At 42.5% G+C, this 17,603-nt stretch carries 23 protein-coding genes; 8 read left to right on the top strand and 15 right to left on the bottom strand.

The window, feature by feature from the left end; translation table 11 throughout:
• Positions 1-25 precede the first annotated feature (25 nt).
• The 6 genes from FFR60_RS16765 to FFR60_RS16740 form a co-directional block, all read right to left on the bottom strand.
• Positions 26-643 (bottom strand): ABC transporter permease, encoded by a 618-nt coding sequence (locus FFR60_RS16765; protein ID WP_088935448.1) that lies wholly within the window; start codon positions 641-643, stop codon positions 26-28.
• Complete coding sequence (locus FFR60_RS16760; protein WP_137665020.1) at positions 643-1,551, bottom strand: osmoprotectant ABC transporter substrate-binding protein; 909 nt, start codon at positions 1,549-1,551, stop codon at positions 643-645. Before FFR60_RS16760 ends, FFR60_RS16765 begins: the two co-directional genes overlap by 1 nt.
• Before the next feature lie 4 nt (positions 1,552-1,555).
• Positions 1,556-2,176 carry an ABC transporter permease gene (locus FFR60_RS16755; protein WP_088935450.1) on the bottom strand — a complete coding sequence of 207 codons (621 nt, stop codon included), beginning with the start codon at positions 2,174-2,176 and terminating at the stop codon, positions 1,556-1,558.
• An 11-nt stretch (positions 2,177-2,187) separates the two neighbouring features.
• Positions 2,188-3,309, bottom strand: a complete 1,122-nt coding sequence (locus tag FFR60_RS16750) for an ABC transporter ATP-binding protein (protein WP_137665019.1) — start codon at positions 3,307-3,309, stop codon at positions 2,188-2,190.
• A 68-nt stretch (positions 3,310-3,377) separates the two neighbouring features.
• Positions 3,378-4,154: an SDR family NAD(P)-dependent oxidoreductase gene (locus FFR60_RS16745; RefSeq protein WP_088935452.1), complete on the bottom strand. Its 777-nt coding sequence runs from the start codon at positions 4,152-4,154 to the stop codon at positions 3,378-3,380.
• Positions 4,155-4,312: 158 nt separating this feature from the next.
• The gene (locus FFR60_RS16740; RefSeq protein WP_088935453.1) at positions 4,313-4,879 is read right to left on the bottom strand and encodes a glycerol-3-phosphate responsive antiterminator; all 567 of its coding nucleotides are present in this window, start codon (positions 4,877-4,879) and stop codon (positions 4,313-4,315) included.
• A 432-nt stretch (positions 4,880-5,311) separates the two neighbouring features.
• Between FFR60_RS16740 and FFR60_RS16735 the strand changes: the two genes are divergently transcribed.
• Positions 5,312-6,571: an MFS transporter gene (locus FFR60_RS16735; RefSeq protein ID WP_137665018.1), complete on the top strand. Its 1,260-nt coding sequence runs from the start codon at positions 5,312-5,314 to the stop codon at positions 6,569-6,571.
• A 45-nt stretch (positions 6,572-6,616) separates the two neighbouring features.
• On the opposite strand, the gene FFR60_RS16730 is transcribed toward FFR60_RS16735, so the two are convergent.
• Positions 6,617-7,024 (bottom strand): pyridoxamine 5'-phosphate oxidase family protein, encoded by a 408-nt coding sequence (locus FFR60_RS16730; protein WP_137665017.1) that lies wholly within the window; start codon positions 7,022-7,024, stop codon positions 6,617-6,619.
• A gap of 25 nt (positions 7,025-7,049) precedes the next feature.
• A complete protein-coding gene (locus tag FFR60_RS16725; protein WP_137665016.1) occupies positions 7,050-7,931 on the bottom strand; it encodes a diacylglycerol/lipid kinase family protein in 882 nt (293 codons plus the stop codon).
• Between the two features lie 189 nt (positions 7,932-8,120).
• Here FFR60_RS16725 and FFR60_RS16720 point away from each other — a divergent pair, with 189 nt between their 5' ends.
• Positions 8,121-8,441, top strand: coding sequence for a DUF960 domain-containing protein (locus FFR60_RS16720; protein ID WP_088935457.1), 321 nt, complete (start codon positions 8,121-8,123; stop codon positions 8,439-8,441).
• A 25-nt stretch (positions 8,442-8,466) separates the two neighbouring features.
• On the opposite strand, the gene FFR60_RS16715 is transcribed toward FFR60_RS16720, so the two are convergent.
• On the bottom strand, positions 8,467-8,904 hold the full coding sequence (locus FFR60_RS16715; protein ID WP_088935458.1) for a universal stress protein: 438 nt from the start codon (positions 8,902-8,904) through the stop codon (positions 8,467-8,469).
• Positions 8,905-9,108: 204 nt separating this feature from the next.
• On the opposite strand from FFR60_RS16715, the gene FFR60_RS16710 reads away from it, so the two are divergent.
• Entirely contained in the window at positions 9,109-9,480 is a 372-nt protein-coding gene (locus tag FFR60_RS16710) for a hypothetical protein (RefSeq protein ID WP_088935459.1), read from the top strand.
• 272 nt (positions 9,481-9,752) lie between these two features.
• Entirely contained in the window at positions 9,753-11,453 is a 1,701-nt protein-coding gene (locus tag FFR60_RS16705; protein ID WP_137665015.1) for an autotransporter outer membrane beta-barrel domain-containing protein, read from the top strand.
• A gap of 88 nt (positions 11,454-11,541) precedes the next feature.
• On the opposite strand, the gene FFR60_RS16700 is transcribed toward FFR60_RS16705, so the two are convergent.
• Positions 11,542-11,784 (bottom strand): hypothetical protein, encoded by a 243-nt coding sequence (locus tag FFR60_RS16700; RefSeq protein WP_137665014.1) that lies wholly within the window; start codon positions 11,782-11,784, stop codon positions 11,542-11,544.
• 614 nt (positions 11,785-12,398) lie between these two features.
• Between FFR60_RS16700 and FFR60_RS16695 the strand changes: the two genes are divergently transcribed.
• Positions 12,399-12,653 carry a DUF5960 family protein gene (locus FFR60_RS16695; protein WP_088935463.1) on the top strand — a complete coding sequence of 85 codons (255 nt, stop codon included), beginning with the start codon at positions 12,399-12,401 and terminating at the stop codon, positions 12,651-12,653.
• Entirely contained in the window at positions 12,640-12,900 is a 261-nt protein-coding gene (locus FFR60_RS16690; RefSeq protein ID WP_137665013.1) for a hypothetical protein, read from the top strand. The genes FFR60_RS16695 and FFR60_RS16690 overlap by 14 nt, the downstream gene beginning before the upstream one ends.
• A 38-nt stretch (positions 12,901-12,938) precedes the next feature.
• On the opposite strand, the gene FFR60_RS16685 is transcribed toward FFR60_RS16690, so the two are convergent.
• Together FFR60_RS16685 and FFR60_RS16680 are read right to left on the bottom strand one after the other, a co-directional pair.
• Positions 12,939-13,364 (bottom strand): universal stress protein, encoded by a 426-nt coding sequence (locus FFR60_RS16685; protein ID WP_088935465.1) that lies wholly within the window; start codon positions 13,362-13,364, stop codon positions 12,939-12,941.
• A 454-nt stretch (positions 13,365-13,818) separates the two neighbouring features.
• Complete coding sequence (locus FFR60_RS16680; RefSeq protein WP_088935466.1) at positions 13,819-14,079, bottom strand: hypothetical protein; 261 nt, start codon at positions 14,077-14,079, stop codon at positions 13,819-13,821.
• A gap of 125 nt (positions 14,080-14,204) precedes the next feature.
• Between FFR60_RS16680 and FFR60_RS16675 the strand changes: the two genes are divergently transcribed.
• Positions 14,205-14,885 carry a hypothetical protein gene (locus tag FFR60_RS16675; protein WP_137665012.1) on the top strand — a complete coding sequence of 227 codons (681 nt, stop codon included), beginning with the start codon at positions 14,205-14,207 and terminating at the stop codon, positions 14,883-14,885.
• Positions 14,886-14,902: 17 nt separating this feature from the next.
• Here the strand turns inward: FFR60_RS16675 and FFR60_RS16670 are convergent, their stop codons facing one another.
• From FFR60_RS16670 to FFR60_RS16660, 3 genes are all read right to left on the bottom strand, one after another.
• A complete protein-coding gene (locus FFR60_RS16670) occupies positions 14,903-15,661 on the bottom strand; it encodes a MerR family transcriptional regulator (RefSeq protein WP_137665011.1) in 759 nt (252 codons plus the stop codon).
• Between the two features lie 102 nt (positions 15,662-15,763).
• Entirely contained in the window at positions 15,764-16,192 is a 429-nt protein-coding gene (locus FFR60_RS16665) for a universal stress protein (RefSeq protein ID WP_137665010.1), read from the bottom strand.
• Between the two features lie 164 nt (positions 16,193-16,356).
• Positions 16,357-17,091 carry a C39 family peptidase gene (locus tag FFR60_RS16660; protein ID WP_171004961.1) on the bottom strand — a complete coding sequence of 245 codons (735 nt, stop codon included), beginning with the start codon at positions 17,089-17,091 and terminating at the stop codon, positions 16,357-16,359.
• A 251-nt stretch (positions 17,092-17,342) separates the two neighbouring features.
• Between FFR60_RS16660 and FFR60_RS16655 the strand changes: the two genes are divergently transcribed.
• Positions 17,343-17,492 (top strand): hypothetical protein, encoded by a 150-nt coding sequence (locus FFR60_RS16655; protein ID WP_171004960.1) that lies wholly within the window; start codon positions 17,343-17,345, stop codon positions 17,490-17,492.
• Positions 17,493-17,603: the final 111 nt, after the last annotated feature.

Here is a 17,603-nt window from a genome sequence, read left to right as displayed (position 1 = left end):
CGAAGGGCTTTCTTTTTTCGAGGATTTATTTCATGATCCAATCAAAAATCCAATCCATCATCATGGCGATAAACGCACACAAAACCGCACCGACAATAATGATTGGACCGCCGTCAGTAATAGCGATTCCCCGCAAGATCACATCGCCGACACCACCCGCGCCAACGAATGAACCGATCGTTGTGATACCTACTGAGATCACTAAAGCATTACGCACACCAGCTAAAATCACCGGCATCGCCAAGGGAATCTTGATCATATAAAGAATCTGATACCGATTCATGCCGATCCCTTTTGCGCTGTCCACATACATCGGATCAACATTCACTAGACCAACATACGTATTTTTGACGATCGGCAATAAGGAATACAGGACAACCGTCGCCACTACGGTATTTTGCCCCAGCCCCATCAAAATCAAAAGCACCGTCAGCATCGCAATCGATGGAATCGTCTGAATCACATTGATGATCCCGATCACGATATCAGAAAGCTTTTGCCGCTCAGACAATAATATCCCCAACGGAAATCCGATCAGGAAGGTCAGCACCACACCGATCACCGAAATATAGACATGCACGCCAAATTGCGCGATCAAGTACGAAGAGTTTTCACTTAAATACTGGATCAAATTATCAAACATCAGCTTCCCTCCTCAAAAAAGTTATGCTTCTCCAAGAAACGCCGCGCGATGATTTTGGGCTCCAACAGCTCATTATCCGACTCATAGTTCAAGCGCTGCATCGTTTCCGTATCGATCGTGTCCTGTAATTTCAACAAAATCGGTTTTAATTCTGGGTATTTTTTCAACGTCTCCCCTGATACAACAACGCTGGCAGTATAAGGCGGAAAGAATTTCAAATCGTCTTCCAACATCACAAGGTCGTAGCTGCCGACCCGTCCATCAGTCGAATACCCCAAGATCACATCTAATTCTTCCGAAACCAGTGCATCGTAAAGCAAGCCCACCTGCATCGGATAAACCCGTTGAAACTTGGTGTCGTAGGCTTCAGTATAGCCTTTGTAGCCGTCGCCTTCTCGCTTATACCACGTCTGGTCAGAACCTAGACGCATCTTACTCGCACATTTTTTCAAATCACTGACCTTTTCCAGGCCGTATTTTTTGGCAGTTTCTTGCGTCACCATAAAGGTGAACTGATTAGAAAAGCCGTAGCTTGGGAACCAATCAAAGCCAAAACGCTGATCAAATTCCTTTTGTACGATTTTCAAGGCTTTAGCTGGGTCCTTTTCCGTCGGCAAGCCTAGAGTACCAATCAAGTCCGTGCCAGTATACCGTGTTGGTGCGACATCCAAGTCTCCCCGCACCATCGCCTCATGCATCAAATTGGCTGAGCCCAGATTATTTAGATAGACGATATTTTTATCGGTGGCATGCTGCAGCAGCTCCACCACGATATTCCCTAAAATCTGTGATTCAGAGGTCACTCCGCCAGCCACCGTGATCGTATCGTCCTTGTTAGAAAAATTCTGCACAATAAAACTTCCGAAAAGCAGGAGCATCGCCGCTAATAGAAAAATTCGCTTTTTCATCGACTCACCCTCTATCCATCGTTAATTTGATTTCTGAACGCTTAAGCAAAGCATCCGAAAGCAGCGCCAGCAAGGTGATCGGGATCGTCCCCATCATCACAAGATCCATCCGGTATAAATTCAACCCGTTAAAGATAAAATCCCCTAAACCGCCGGCACCAATATACGAAGCTAGGGTCGTCCAGGAAATAACATAGACGGTCGACACGCGGATTCCCGCCATGATGACCCCCATCGCCAAGGGCAGTTCGATCTGTAATAAGCGCTGCATTTGCGACATTCCCATCCCTTTTGCGGCATCTAAATAGGTCGCATCAACCGATTTGATGCCGACATAGGTATTACGTAAAATCGGCAGCAGCGAATATAGAAAGAGCGCGATCACCGCTGGAATTTTTCCAATGCCGAAAAATGGGATCATGATCGACAGCAACGCCAACGACGGAATCGTTTGAAAAACGCCGACAACCTTGATGATCGTCTCAGAGCCCTTTTCGACCCGCGTCAACAACGCCCCTAAAGGAACCGCCACTAAGATGCCAAGAAAAATCGCCAAAAAGGATAAATAGAAATGCTCCCAAAATTTTAATAAAATCTCATTGCCGTATTCGGTCCAAAAATTCATGTCATCACCTCCTATTGCAACTGTTCCTGTACGAGCGACACCAATGCTGAGCGGGTCACGATGCCCACCAAATGATTCTCATCATCCACCACTGGTAAATATTTATAAATATGATTGATCAGCGGCTCGATCACATCCGCCACCCGATCATTTTGATTCACACTTGCTGTATCCGTCCCCATCACATCAAAAACTGAAGAGGTTGGCTTCAATTTGGAAATATTGCGTTCGATAAAATTAATATCAACAAACCCCTTCAAATAATTTTGGTCATCCACCACCAGCAAGGTATCTACTTTTTTCTCCGACATTTGTTTAATCGCCTCAGTGACCGATTTGCTTAACGAGATCGCTTCGACCCGTTCCACCATCAGATCGGAGACAGTCATTTCATTGTTGTAATAGACATTGCGCTTGCGTTTTCCGATCAGCTCTTCGACAAAATCATTGGCAGGGTGCTCCAAGATCGTTTCCACCGTATCGTATTGAACAATCTCGCCATGATCCATGATAATGATCTTATCCGCCAACTTGATCGCCTCATCCATGTCATGGGTAACAAAAACGATCGTTTTATTCATCTCCTGCTGCAGGCCTTTAATCATTTCCTGCAACGCATCTCTTGTAATCGGGTCCAGTGCGCCAAAGGGTTCATCCATCAAAATAATATCTTGGCTGGCTGCCAATGCACGGATCACACCGATCCGCTGCTGCTGACCGCCGGAAAGATTTTTCGGCTTTCGTTCCAAATAATCCAAGGGCAGATCGACCCGCTGGATCAAACGTTCGGCGATCCCGGATTTTTTTTCATCGCTCCACTTCAGAAGCTTCGGCACGATCATAATGTTTTCTCTGATGGTCATATGCGGAAACAAACCGATATTCTGGATCACATAACCGATTTGTCTCCGCAGTTCATCTTCATTCAGTTTGGTAACGTCGCGCCCATTGATTTTGATGCTGCCTTTTGAAGGCTCGATCATTCGGTTGATCATTCGTACCAACGTGGTTTTCCCGCTCCCACTGGTCCCGATCACACAAATAAATTGATTGTCTTCGATCGTCAAATCAAAGGGGTGGACGGCGATCGCCTTTTCCCCATACCTTTTTTCTACCTGTTCAAACTCGATCATAGCAATGTTCCCTCCATTTTTATGTAATTGCCGTGGCACATAAAACTGCCACGACGAACGATAGCCGTTTACCTTACCAGATAGCCGCCGTCGATCGGTAAAATATGTCCATTCACAAAATTCGAGGCCGGACTTGCTAAATAAACCATCGCACCCATCAAATCGGCCTCCTCTGCCCAATAATTCGCTGGGACATGGGCCAAGACTCGTTGATTGATCTCTGGATTTTCCCGATCACATTCTGTCATATCCGTCGCCAAATACCCTGGGGCGATTCCGTTGACTTGGATATTGTACCCAGCCAGTTCATCACAGTACGCTTTCGTCAAACCTACCAGGCCATGCTTAGCTGCCGCATTTGCCGGAGACTGCTGTCCGCCTAAAAATGAAAATAGTGAACAGATGTTGATGATCTTGCCGCTTCTTTGAGGAATCATCACTTTAGCTGCTTGATGAGACATTTCAAAAGCGGCCGTCAGATTTAACTGGATCATCGGGTCCCATTTCGAACGATCAAACTGAGTAACCTCAGCGCAAAGATGCATCCCGGCACAATTTACCAACACATCGACCGTACCGAAGACCTCCACACAGTGCTCGACCACCTGCTGCGGCACCCCTTCTTCGGTCAGGTCAACTTCCATAAAGACATAACAAGACCCCGTCTCTTCAATAATTTTCTGCGTTGTCCCATCATCATCGATCAAGCTGGGAACCAAAATATTGGCCCCGCTTTTGGCTAATGCCAGCGAAAACGCCCGCCCGATACCAGTATTTCCTCCAGTTACGATAGCGACTTTTCCAGCCAGTGAAAAAAAATCCATGCTGAACTCTGTGATCTCCATTTATCTTCCCTCCGTTTATATGATAAAGCCGCCGCGAACTTGTTCGCTTTTTAAAAGCTCGTTCGTCCGACCAGATATTGTTAAGTACACAAAAAAGCGAACACCAAATAAGCTGGTGTCCGCTTTTCTCTGTCCTCTTAGCTACGACCTTTTTTTGTTTATATTTCCCAAACATCCATGTTTGTCGTTGAAATGGCGACTGCCCCTGCCTGCAAGGCCGTCATGACTAATTCCTTGTCGCAAACCAGCCCGCTGGCTATGATCGGAACGTCCACAACATCTTGCACCCAAGATAAAACTTTTGGCATCGCCCCTGGTAAAACCTCTACTACATCTGCCTTTGATGTTCCTAATTGCTTCGGCAGATTATGAAAAGACTTCGAATCGATCAAGAAGAAGCGATGGATCGTAAACAAGCCTCGAGCATTCGCCGCTCGCAGCAGGATCGATTTCGAACTGATAATGCCGTCCGTCTTAGTGGCGCGCTTTAAATAATCCACCGCAGTTTCCTTCGTTGCCAACCCGTCGATCAAATCCACATCCACCATCACGATCTTGCCAGCCTCTTTTAATTGATCGACGATGTCCACGATGCTGCACACATCTCCATACAAAACGAAGATGATATCACTTTCGCAGGTCAAGGCCTTCTCAAAACTGCGCTTGCTATTGACGGCGGCAATCAGCGGATTGTCCTCCATCATTTGAATAATTTTTCTTTTCATTTTTTTATCCTTATCCCTACTAAGTAATTTAATCCGCTTTCATTCTAGCATATCTCACAAACCCTTACATGAGAAATCCCAAGAACGATAAAGCGTTCCTTCTAAAATGCACCGTCGATTTCACGCTGCCATTTAACTCAAAAATGTTAGTATTTATCAGTCTAAGGGATAACTGCTCTTTCGTCAATTCCTTAAAGAAAAATCTACTTGCGGAAATCCATTGTAAAATCAAGGTTTTGCAGGCTTTTCAAACATGAAAATTTCGCTGAAAAATTATTTTCGAAATCACTTTGCTGTAAAAAGTTGTTGACATCGCTTTCATATGATTCTATACTTTGGGTGTTACTGGAGACCAGAGAGAAGTAACGCTTACTTAAGCGTTGCTTCTTTTTTGTTTTTTTGTAAAAGAATTCACAATCAGGAGGGTGTTATATGAACAAGCAAGCAGTTAAAAAATGGGGAACGTTGTTGCTACTTTCAGCCGGTGCTGGGATTATCTTTCAGCTTCCTTACATTCGGGAGACCTTTTATGTGCCGATCCAAAAAGCCATGGATCTGACAAATGCACAAATGGGTATGCTCTCTTCCGGTTATGCCACAATGGCAACATTTTCTTATTTTATCGGCGGGATCGTGGCGGATAAATTCTCAGCTCGCAAGTTGCTGACCTTTTCATTCTTAGTGACGGGTGTGCTGGGTTTCTGGTTCTCAACCTTTCCAGGCTTCCAAATCAGTCGGCTGATTTTCGTCTTGATGGGAATTTCTACCATCATCACCTATTGGTCCGCAGCGATTAAAGCGACTCGGATGTTAGGTGATAGTTCGGAACAAGGGCGTTTGTTCGGTTGGCAAGAAGGATTACGCGGTCTGTTGAACGCCGTACTTGTATTTGGGATGACAGCTGTGTATAGTCGTTTTTCAAATGAAGTATTAGGAACTGCTTGGGCGATTCGTGTATGTGCCATTGCTGTTATTATTATTGGTATTTTAAATTGGTTCGTTATTGAAGACACAGCAGCAGAATCTCACACAGAACCGATCTCAAAAGTTGCGATCGGCATGTTCAAAACCTTAAAAATGCCTCGTACATGGGTGTTAGTGGCCATTGTATTCTTTGCTTATAGTATTTATGGAATTTTGGGCTACATCAATACTTACGCGATTAACGTCTATGGTCTTTCGGTAGCAGGCGGGACTACTCTTGGTGGTGTACGTTATTTAGTACAAGCTGGCGGCGGGATCGTCGGAGGGATTATCGCGGATAAAATGGGCTCGCGTATCCGGGTGATTATCGGCGGTGCCGGATTATTGACTCTTTGCTTTGCTGGTTTCTTAGTCTTACCAGAGGGCGCGGGTCTATTAACAGCTGTCATCGCGAACTTCATCTTCGGTTTGTTCCTTATTTATGTCGTTCGTAGTCAATACTTCGCGATCATTGATGACGCTGGCTTCCCAGTAGAGATGACCGGTCGTGTATCAGGGATCGTTTCTTGTTTAGGCTATCTGCCAGATGTCTTCATGTACACCATGATCGGCGGCTGGTTGGATTCAAATCCTGGTAAAGCCGGTTTTAATATGATGTTCATGTATGCGATCGCAATGGGTGTCGGTTGTATCATCTTCTCATTGGTTCTTACTGCCATCATCAAAAAAGACAAGGCCGCAAAAGTTGCCGCTGTCGAAGTTGAATAAGCAAAAAAAGATTCATCCCTTCATTTTTAAAGGGATGAATCTTTTTTATTTTTCCGGTACATCTAAAAATTCGCCGTGCATATTTTCATAATGCTTGATGCTTAATGTCTCAAAAACAGCGATCATGGGATGTTCATAATTCAATTCTTTTTGGAACTCATTCAACTGAGCAGCTAATTTTTTGTACTCGACTAATTCTTCTGCGAACAAATACCCCTTCAAAGCGATGCTCTCATGCTTTTCCTTGTCAAAGCAGAATAAACTGCCGCTGCGATTTTGCTGAATATTTTCTGCCGTTTTGCCATCACCGTTGATATAAAATTTGAAATAATAAAAACCATTTCGTTCAAGCGGCGGCGATACAGCGATGGGATGCGGAAAGCCGCGATGATCAATCGTGATCAGCGTAAACGTATCGGCGTTAGCTAACAATGTCTCCATATTCTTATCCAATTCAAAAACCCCCTCTTCCTTTTTCTTATTTTTCTGGTACATAAAGCGGCACAAAATCCGCCAGAAATTCCACCGTTAACGGTAATGCCGGTCCCTTGTCGCCATCGATTCGAGAGTAGATTTTTTTATCGGTCAATGGTTTCAATTCCAGCTTGTCGGTCTCTAAATAAGTCAGCGCATCAGAATCTTTGAGACGTCCGGTAAAGATAAACCGAAGCAGCTGCAGCAGTTTGCGAAATCGCATATTGTGTAAAATACTGACATGCAATTTGTCATAATCAGTATCAACATACGGCCTTCCGCCAATCGAATGCGTGGTCGTCGCCAAGGAGAACCACACCTTTAATTTTTCATGATAGCCCTCAGCCGTGATCTCCACAGGATAAGACGTGTCTTTTCCAATTTGTTTGATGGCTTTCATTGGATACACGATCAAGCCGAATTTTCGCTTTTCACTTTGCCGGACTTCATTGGAAATATCCGCAAAAGAGCCAAAGGTAAAGGAGCTGATCACTGCCTTCTGGCGATCCTGACAAGCCGCGATGCCCACTTGTCGTTGATGACCAGCGATAATCACGTCCATCGCCTCTTCTTCATCCATCGGCAAATGCCAGCGTTTGGCAAAATTATTGATCGTCCCACCAGGAATAATCCCCAATGGTAATGCTTTTCCAGCTTGTACAAATGCCGTACCAACGATATTTAGCGAACCATCGCCGCCGATCGACACGATCCCATCAAATTTCTCGACTGCTTCTTTTACTGTTTTGACTGCTTCTTCTGGATCGGGTGCTGTTAAATAGTCGGCTGAATGACCGGCCTGTTCAAATTTTTCACGCATTTTTTTTGCTGATTTTTCTGCGTTTCCATCTCCGGCATTAGGATTAAAAAATATTCCGTAATGCATCTTTTTCACCTTCATTCAATCACTTTTAATGTTAATTAGAATACTAATTGTTCTAACCTTTTCTATTTTACTTTATCATTTTTAACCTAAAAAAACTGTTTCGACGAACTAAATTTTTATAAAATGATTGCTTTTACTTTTTTTCTTAAAAAAACCTGCTATGATAAAGCAAAGAGAGGGTTGAGAAAAATGTTTGAACCAACAAAACCGCGTCGCAGCGAAGTGCCTTTTGACGTCGTTCCTGAACATATGCAGCAGGAAATTTGGCATATGATTTTCATGCGCCCGATGAAAGGATTGCCGCTCACTTCACCACAACGGTTTCATTTTTTTAAAAACAAAATTGCTCGGACATTAAGTGTCGTATACTCCCAAAGTGATCCCTATTTTTCTGACGGAATCACCGCACCTTATGTTGAAGCTTATGAAGAAATAGAATTTCCCAAAGTCATGTATGTCTATGATGACGGCACTGAAATGCTGATGACACTAGACGAAAAAAACGTCTGACCAACGTCAGACGTTTTTTGTGTGCTTATTTTACGACCATGACATTACATGGCGCCTGATTCACTACATAGGCAGTCGTTGAACCTACGAATAATAAGGACAAGGCACCTAGTCCGGTCGCTCCCATCACGATCAAGTCGGTCTCCAATTTTTCCGCCAACTCGACGATCTCACGCTTAGGATTGCCGGCGATGATTTGAGAAGTCAGATGGACCTCTGCTTCTTCTGCCACACGATGATTCTCCAACTCGGTAATAATACTTTGGGCTTTTTCATGGACCTCCTGCATCAGGGGAATCGAATTCCCTCCGGTCGTCCCGGTAAAACTAGCCGTATCGATCACTGTTGCCAAGGTCAGCTTGCCTTTATTTCTTTTGGCGATATTGATCGCCTCATCAAATGCTTTTTTGGATTGTTCAGAGCCATCCACAGCAACTAAAATATTTTTATATTCATCAACCATTTTTACCGCCCCTTTCAATCCTATTTTATCATCTCCACGATCGTTCGAAAAATAAAATAAAACCTTCCTCCTCATTTTTTTAATTTTGCAATGCTTAAAACTGCTTTAAAGACGGTTAGATAAATTGTTCTTTTCGCTTCAAGATGCTAAACTTTCTTCAACCAACCGGTAAAAATACATTTAATCGAGTAAGGAGCTTCTGCAATGAACAAAATACAACGAAGAAAAGCCCATCTCATTATCCATAGTGCCTCTACTGCCGCCGCAGGTGTTGGCGCAGGCATGGCACAGCTGCCGTTTCCGGATGCGACCGTTTTATTACCGATCCAAACTGCTATGGTGATTGCTTTGGGCAAAGTTTTTCATATCAAATTAGAGCAAGGCGCCGCTAAAGCACTAGCTACTCAATTCTTAGCGCAAAAAGCCGGCCAAATGACCGCCCGCTTTCTAGCCGGAAAACTTCCAGTCGCCGGTAATGTCATCAACGGCTCCACCGCCGCTGCTATCACTGAAAGTTATGGTTGGATGATCGCTAAAGAATTCTCAGAGGACTTCGAGAAAAAAGTCAAAGTATAATATTTTTTTAATTACTTCTGAACAGCTTTCAAAAACATTCCCGCTTCGCTATACTAATAAGCGTGGATGAACTTGGTGTTTTACTCGTTCAATGAAGTAGTCCGCATTTAAGAAAGAGGTGCTGGTTCGATTCCAGCCGTCCACGTATAATATTTTTAAGGAAGCTGAAGAGCTTCTTTTTTTTGTTGCTCAAAAAACCAGTTCTTTTAGGCTTGATTTAAGGTTGTCCCCCTAGACTGAAGGAAAAATATCACCAAAAGGGGGCTTTTCTATTGAAAACAAAGCGAGCCGCGGTGCTTGTATTATTAAGCACTTTATTATTAGGTACCACTCCTGTTATAGGCGTTGAACAAACTGGGGCACCTGCCGCTCCGCCAGATGGCGGCGGCGGAATGGGCGGCGCCGATACCATGACTTATGATTATTCTGGCGAATTAACGGGCAGTTTGGTCGCAGACAATCAGGAGATCACTTCAACCAGTGAGACGCAACGTTCCGATGAAAGTGATAAAAATACGGCCTTGGTAAAAAATGGCGGGACATTGACACTCGAAAAAAGTACGTTAGAAAAAACTGGCGCAAGCGCAAATGACGATAATAGTAATTTTTATGGTCTAAACTCGATTTTATTGGCGGTGAATCAAGATTCCTTTGCCTATCTTTCCAATAGTCAATTAACAGCGAGCGACCAAGGAAGCAATGGGTTATTTGCCACAGATAATGGAACGATTTACGCGAATGACAATACAATTGCGACGGAAGCTGATAACTCCCGCGGAATGGATGCGACCTATGGCGGAACAATCATCGCGAACAAAACCACGATCAGCACCAAAGGCGATCATAGTGCGGCCTTGGCAACCGATCGCGGCGGCGGAAATGTTTCTGTGACAGATAGCGAATTTACTACACAGGGTTCAGGATCGCCGCTGCTTTATTCAACTGGCGACATCGAGGTAAATAATGTTACAGGGACTTCCAGCGGCAGCCAGATCGCCGGCATGGAAGGCCTTAACTCGATTCAAATTTACAACTCTGAATTAACCAGCGAATTAACAGGAACAACCGGCAGCGATCCTATTGCCAATGGCGTGATTATCTATCAATCGACTTCCGGAGACGCGGAAGCAGCTACTGGGGAAACCGCCACCTTCGAAGCAGTCAACTCGACCTTGAAAAGTGCGACTGAAGGCACCATGTTTTATGTAACGAATACGGAGGCGAATGTTATTTTGCAGGACACCAAGCTAGACTTTGACAGTGACCAAGCAGCGTTATTAACGATTCAAGGAAACGATGCGAATAATTGGGGAACTGGCGGCAGCAATGGCGGCAAGGTGACCTTCACGGGAATCAAACAAGAATTAGCAGGAAAAATCAGCGTTGATTCGATCAGCAGTCTTAATCTGGTCTTGACCGAAGGAACCACTTATAGCGGCAATACTGAAATCACCACTAACGATGTAAACACCGCTGCCACTGAAGCGCCTATCACTGTCACTGTCGATAAAAGCTCTAAATGGATCGTGACCGATGATTCACAGGTAACGAATTTGAATGTAGAAGCGGGCGGAGAAATTGTTGATACGGATGGGAAAAGCGTGACTATCCTAGCCAATGGAGAAACCGTTGTGGAAGGAACTGGTTCATCAACTATCACCGTTACAGGAGCTTACTCCAACCAGATCAGTTTAGATGACAATAGTACCTTGAGTGAACCTTCAATCGATCGCACCGCCTTTGATCAATATTTTCAGTTAGCAACCGCTTTTACCAATAAAAGTACGGCCGCTGAAAATACCGAAACCAGTGAAAGTGTCACCGAAGTCAAATCCAGCAGCAGCAATACTAATCAAGCCTCAATTTCCAACAGCAGAAGCTATATTTCCTGGCTGGCTTTAGGCGGAGTCATTATCGTGGCTGGAGCTCTTATTATGAACAAGTCCAGGAAGCGGACAAAACGAAGACACTAGCAAATCATGCTCGACACGCTTGAAACTTCACAAGTGTACTTCTTTATCATCTAAAAAGGATCACTCATGATGAGTGATCCGAATTTTTTTAGCATGCGCTGTCGCTTAATAGGCTCTCTCCTTTTTCAGATAAGAAGAAAAATCTAAACTGGTTTTTGATGGACCCATTGCTATCAAATATGTTGCCTTGAATAAGGCCGTGTTTCTTTAATTCAGCCAAGCTGTCCTCAAATTCAGCTTTAGAGGTTTTGAAAAACTGATGAGTCAAGTTGCTAAAATTTTTATTAGCAATTTCATCTAAAATATAATACTCTAAATCCTTTATTTTCATGCTACGCCCCCTTTCTGGAGGATCATAATAACATTTATCAAACGGATTTGAGATTTATTTCACAACTTTTTTCTTTTACAAAAAAATTCTTATTAAACTAACAGACTACATCTAAACTTTTGTTAGGCTATCACCATTGCTTTATAAACAAATTGCAACAATTCTTATTTTACCTCTTAAAAATCCAAGGGAATCTATTTTAATTCCTACTATTAAGTCCCCAACCGCTTATTTCCCTTCAATATTTCTCATGCACCAACTAATTATAATTTATTTTTACTTTACGGCACTTTACTTCTGCCCTCCAATACGGTAGCATTCCTGTTGGTAACAGTTTTTCTGTTAGAAACACTGGATAAAAAGGATTTTTTATATGAAAAAATTTTATGCTTGGCTCTATCGCCAACCTAGACACATCATCTATCGAATACTGATCATTTTTTGCCTGCTGTTTTGGCTTGTGATCTATTTTATCTTGAGGTAATGAGTTAAAAGAAACTTCCATTATAGTGGCGGTTTCTTTTTTCTTTTGGCGTATTTTATTTAGTAAAAAGTTCAGCTTTCTACTTTACTTCCCGAACAAATGTTCGTATAATAAATTTGAGGTGATGACCATGTCAATGATTAGTCCAGATTCTGTTGAAATTTTTTATCGAACCTATGATTCCTTAGTAAAGGACTCATTGCCGCTAGCATTATTTTTGAACCAAATTACTACTAAGATGGATAAAGAGAATCGTGATTACTTTGTTATCCCTGCCAAAAAGACCGGTCGCAAAAAAGATATTTGTTTTCAGTTTGAACGTAAAGACAATGAGCTCGTTTTCAAAGGTATCCATACGAGGAGGAAGGCCGATGGAATCTCTTAAAGGCACCGTAACAAAATTGAAGATCGTTCAGTTTTCACAGCAGCCGTTAGTCTATTTTCAATTGTCAGGTACGAACTGCCTGATCGCTGCTCATTCACTGAATTTTCTCGCAGATGTCGAAAACGGCATGAAGATCGTCGTTCTCGGGAAACGTAATGCCCGCGGACAATTGATCATCGCCAAATACGCCGTCTTAGGGAAAACCAAACTCATGAACGATTTCCAAGCCTATCAAACAGCAAGCTAAAAGCCAGCACAAAAATTGTGCTGGCTTTCTTTTTTTATCTAGCGAACCACCATCACGTTACAAGGCGCATTGTTTACAACATAAGCTGTTGTTGATCCCAGTAACAAACGTGAAAAAGTGCCGGTTCCAGTGGCGCCCATCAAAATCAAATCAATCTTTTCCGCTTCGGCATAGGCAACGATTTTGGCTTTGGGATTTCCATCGTCAATAATTGAAGAGTACGAGATATCAGCTGGAATCATTTCTTCCAGCGATTCAACGATAGCTCCTGCTGCTTTTCGTGCTTGTTTGACGATGTGGTCGACTGCATAAGGTTCGGACCCTAGATGATTGGTGTCGGATACGATCAAAATATACAAATGTGCATCATTCCTGCGTGTGACTTCGACTGCCTCTTGAAATGCTCGACGTGCCTGCTCTGATGAATCTACTGCGACAAGTATTTTTTTGTACGACTCTTTCATGGTAAGCCCCCCTTTCCCTTATTCTATTTAATTGTAAGCCAATCTGTATAGAAATATCAAGCGCTTTCAATCAAGCTGTATAAGACTTCCTTGCGCAAAAATAAAAAGCACCTTGATTAATCAAGGTGCTTAAAGGGGATGCTAGTCAAATAAAACTAGCTAAGAAAGATTGAGAGAGGTCTTCCTCATAATCATATTTTAACAGATTTTTATCCTATTTTGGTGATTTTTTGAATTGTTTTTTTAACATTTTTAAATTTATTCTGAATGTTACTAAATATTTTCCTTCTACCAAAATGTCTATATTTTATAATTAAGCCAAATTAAAATTACTAAAATGATTATTTTCCCGTTGTAAGGACATTTTAAAACGTTCAAAAAATCCTTGCAGCCATTAACTACAAGGACATCAACATTTAACTTTGATACATTTTTCACAAAAATAGCTAAAAAATTAAAGCCGTACGCATTCTAATTCAAGCCCTTGGGCATCATTTTTCATAGCAACTTGATATGCGGTAGTCAATGTTTCCATCGTCGCAGGATCTAAAGCCAATTTCATGAAAGTCGGCAGGTCCATTTTCTCTACATCCGCTTCTTGTTGCGTAACTATCGGCTGCATCATTTCAGCAAAGCCGCCTGTGATTGAAATATTTGGTTTCTCGCAACGAATAGCATCTCTTAACTCCATCGGATTCGCAACTACTTTTTTCATTCCCGTCACCTCTTCTTTTTTTTGATGATAGCACAGCATTTATCAGAAATCAATCATTTTGTGAAATAAAACACAAATTTTCTTTTGACCTTTTCTGTTATACTTTTAAAAAAGGAGCGAAATGAATGAACAATAATTCGCAAAGAAAACAACGTGGATGGGTTGAAAACAGTGAACTCTCTGCTTACAAAAAAAAATCTATCAACGAGTTATCCAACTTGCTTTTTTCCGAAAATGCCGGCGAACGTACCATCGCCGCCAAGCTGATCCCGCTCACTTGTGAAATATCAGACATTTTATTAAGCAGGCTAAAAACCGAGCCGGCACTTTACACTCGGCTGGCGCTAACTGAAAAACTAGAAAGCGGCGATCAATCGACGGCTCTGCGAATGATTGATTTCCTCGCGACCATCGGTGATAACCAGCACCGCACGCCGATAGCTCCCTCAAAAAAGAAATCCTTTCCCCTGCCGAGAGATCTGATCGCTCGTTCATTGGGACGAATGAAACCAGAAATTTTTCCTACATTATTGGCAGCCGCAGAACAGCTGCCATCCTCACAATTAAGTGAACTGATCGACGCGATCGGTTATATGGCCTTTTATCATCCGGCATTAGCAACTACAGAAAACTATCAGCGGCTTTTACAAATAAAAAAAGCCCACAGCAATGAACCGCTGATCCAATGGAAATTCCTGATTTGTTTCTCTGCTTTTCCGCAAAGTACCGAACTATTACAGCAGGAAGAACAATTTACAGAGGAAGCACAGCGTTCATTGAAGCTGCTGGCATTAAAAAAGGATTGAGCACTCGCTCAATCCTTTTAATTCGTATAATACTGAATAATCTGGCACAGGGCTTCGGTGGCACCGATTCCGCTTTTTTCATCGTAATAATTAGTAAAGCGTTCATCAGCCAAATAGAGTTCGCTCAAATTCTTGTGCGCTTCCGCTGTGTATTTTTTCCAGCTGAATTGCAGCCACAATCGGTGTAAGCCGAAGATTTCTTCTGCTAATGTACTGGGTAATTCGCCGGCCTCTAAATATTCCGTCAGTTTCTTGAATAATGTCGCTTCGACTTCTTCCATTTTTAGATAGTCGCGCTCGCTCATCTCCAGCCATTTTTGATTCGAGTCCTCGACTGTATCTTCCCCGTATTTTTCGCGAATCTCTTTACCATAGTTTTCTTCATTTTCTAGTAAAGCTTTCTGTTTGAAGGCTTCAAATTTTTCTTCTGTGGTCATTTCGATTTCTCCTTTATAATATAGCAATGTCTGGTCGAGAACTTTCAACAGATCGTCCAATTCTCTGCGTTTTTTCACCACTTCAGCTCTTTGCTCCAGCAGGGTTTGCTGGATTTTTTCGGCTGGTCGTTCAAGTAATTCCCTGATGGTTTTCAAAGGGACACCAAATGAGCGGTATAATAAAATTTGCTGCAGACGGTCGACTTCTTTTTCGGTATACATCCGATAACCAGCAGCGCTTAAAAAGGCTGGCTTCAGTAACTCACGTTCATCATAAAACCTCAACGTTCGCGTGCTTACCCCGGAAAGCTCGGCGATTTGTTTAATTGTATAGTTCATCTTTTTCCTTCTATCTTCTATTGAATAATTTGTTTACAACTCTCGACAAAAACAGCTTACACCTTGACGCAGCGTAAAGGTCAAGAAAAAAATTGCTAGTATTTATTTAACAACCATCACATTACAGGGTGCATTATTAACGACATAATCGGTGGTTGATCCTACTAACCTGCGCTCGATCGCGCCTTTTCCGGTAGCTCCCATGTAGATCAGATCGATCTTGTAGGTTTCCGGCAAATCAAAACAAAGCGCCTTTTTAGGATTTCCGACGCAGGTCACCATTTGCTTATTATAGTAATCGATTCCGGCAACCTCTTCTTCGAGTAATTTGATTGCGGCCTTTTTTTCTTCTTCAATGATCTGGGAAACTGGTGTCGCACTGTTGACCAGCATACCCGAACTGTTCACAACTTGGGCGATATACAAACGAGCATTGTTTCGGCGTGCCGTCTCAACAGCTTCCATCAACGCCTGATGTGCCTGCGGCGAGCCATCGACTGCAGCCAAAATATTATAATAGCGTTCTTTCATTGCGTCTTCCCCCTTTGATTGCTTTCTTTCAGTATAGCAAGTCAAAAATGATTTGTAAGCCTTCTCTTGATTCAAAAGCTTTTTACATCAATATTAAAAATGGGTTTAACTTTTTGAAATGCAGCAAAAAACCACTTCGAAATGGCTCGAAGTGGCTTGATAGCTTAATTCTTTTCTAAATAAAGTGATTGCTGATCAGACTCTTGATAGATTTTTTTCAAATCCGACCAATCAATTTCGCGATTTTGATACCCATATGGATCATTGACATACACGATCTCTTTCTCACGATCAAAACCGGTGATCACTGCCGAGTGAATCAACGGTGTCACGTAAATACTGCCCTGATCCGTCTCCCATAGCAGCCAATCATCATCAGTTGGCACTTGGAAATCTACCGTTGCAACGATCCAGACTGGTTTGCCGCTGGCTACGACATTGATAATTTTATTGAAAGAGTTTTTCTCACCAGCAACGACACGATAATCATCACCCACATACTCCCTCGCCAATTTCGCGATCGGTTCAACCGCCACGCCCATCGCCTCGTCCCCGCCAGTAATATCACCGACAAAACCTAAATGAGGATTCCCGTGATTTCCCGATTCTGTAAACAAGGGCTGATAGTCCAGCTCGTCGGCTAATTCGTTTTTATTCGTATCATAGCCGTAATATTGCAACAGCATCGACAGCGACGTAACTTCACAGCCATTTTCCAATGCGTCCCCGTCGAATTGACTCTCTAAAGGAACATCCATCACTAGTTTATTTTTTTGCTGCGGTTGCTCGATTAAATCCGTGAGCCCATCTGTAAGCTCATTTTTATCTTTAACTAAATAAATCCCGCCGCCGATCACCGCAACGAAAATCAGCAGTATAATAATTCTTTTTTTCTTCATCTTCTCACCTAAATATTAATAGTCCAACGAAAAGTATACGGTCTTTTAAGAAATGCCTCAAAGAATAACCCTTGGCTTATCGGATTTTTAATGTTTGCTCTATTAAACAACAAGCATTAAGGATTTGCTAAGTTTTTTCACGGTTACGAACTTTTTGTTAGTAAACATTGAAAAACTGTGCTATATTAGCATTGGAATTTCGTTATCAACGTGATAGTTGCCTTTCGTAACACTAAGAAAGGAGAATGATTATGACATTCGATAACACAAACGTGCAATACCGTGTCACATTGAACACTGATTTGAATCTTTTTATCGTCTTCGACAAAAATGATCACAATCATGTAGCAACTGGCGTAACGATTGAAAAAGCGGTACAAGAATTGCAAAAAACGAAATAGGAGTGACTCCTCAATGACAGACGCGAGATTGCGTTAGAAGCACCTGCTGTGAATCCACGGTAGGTGCCTTTTTTGACTTTCTTGGCGCTCCTTGTTATGATCGGTAAAATA

The sequence above is a fragment of the Enterococcus hulanensis genome (assembly GCF_005405485.1).
Lineage (GTDB): Bacteria > Bacillota > Bacilli > Lactobacillales > Enterococcaceae > Enterococcus_A > Enterococcus_A hulanensis.
This window is presented reverse-complemented; position numbering and strand designations above follow the sequence as displayed.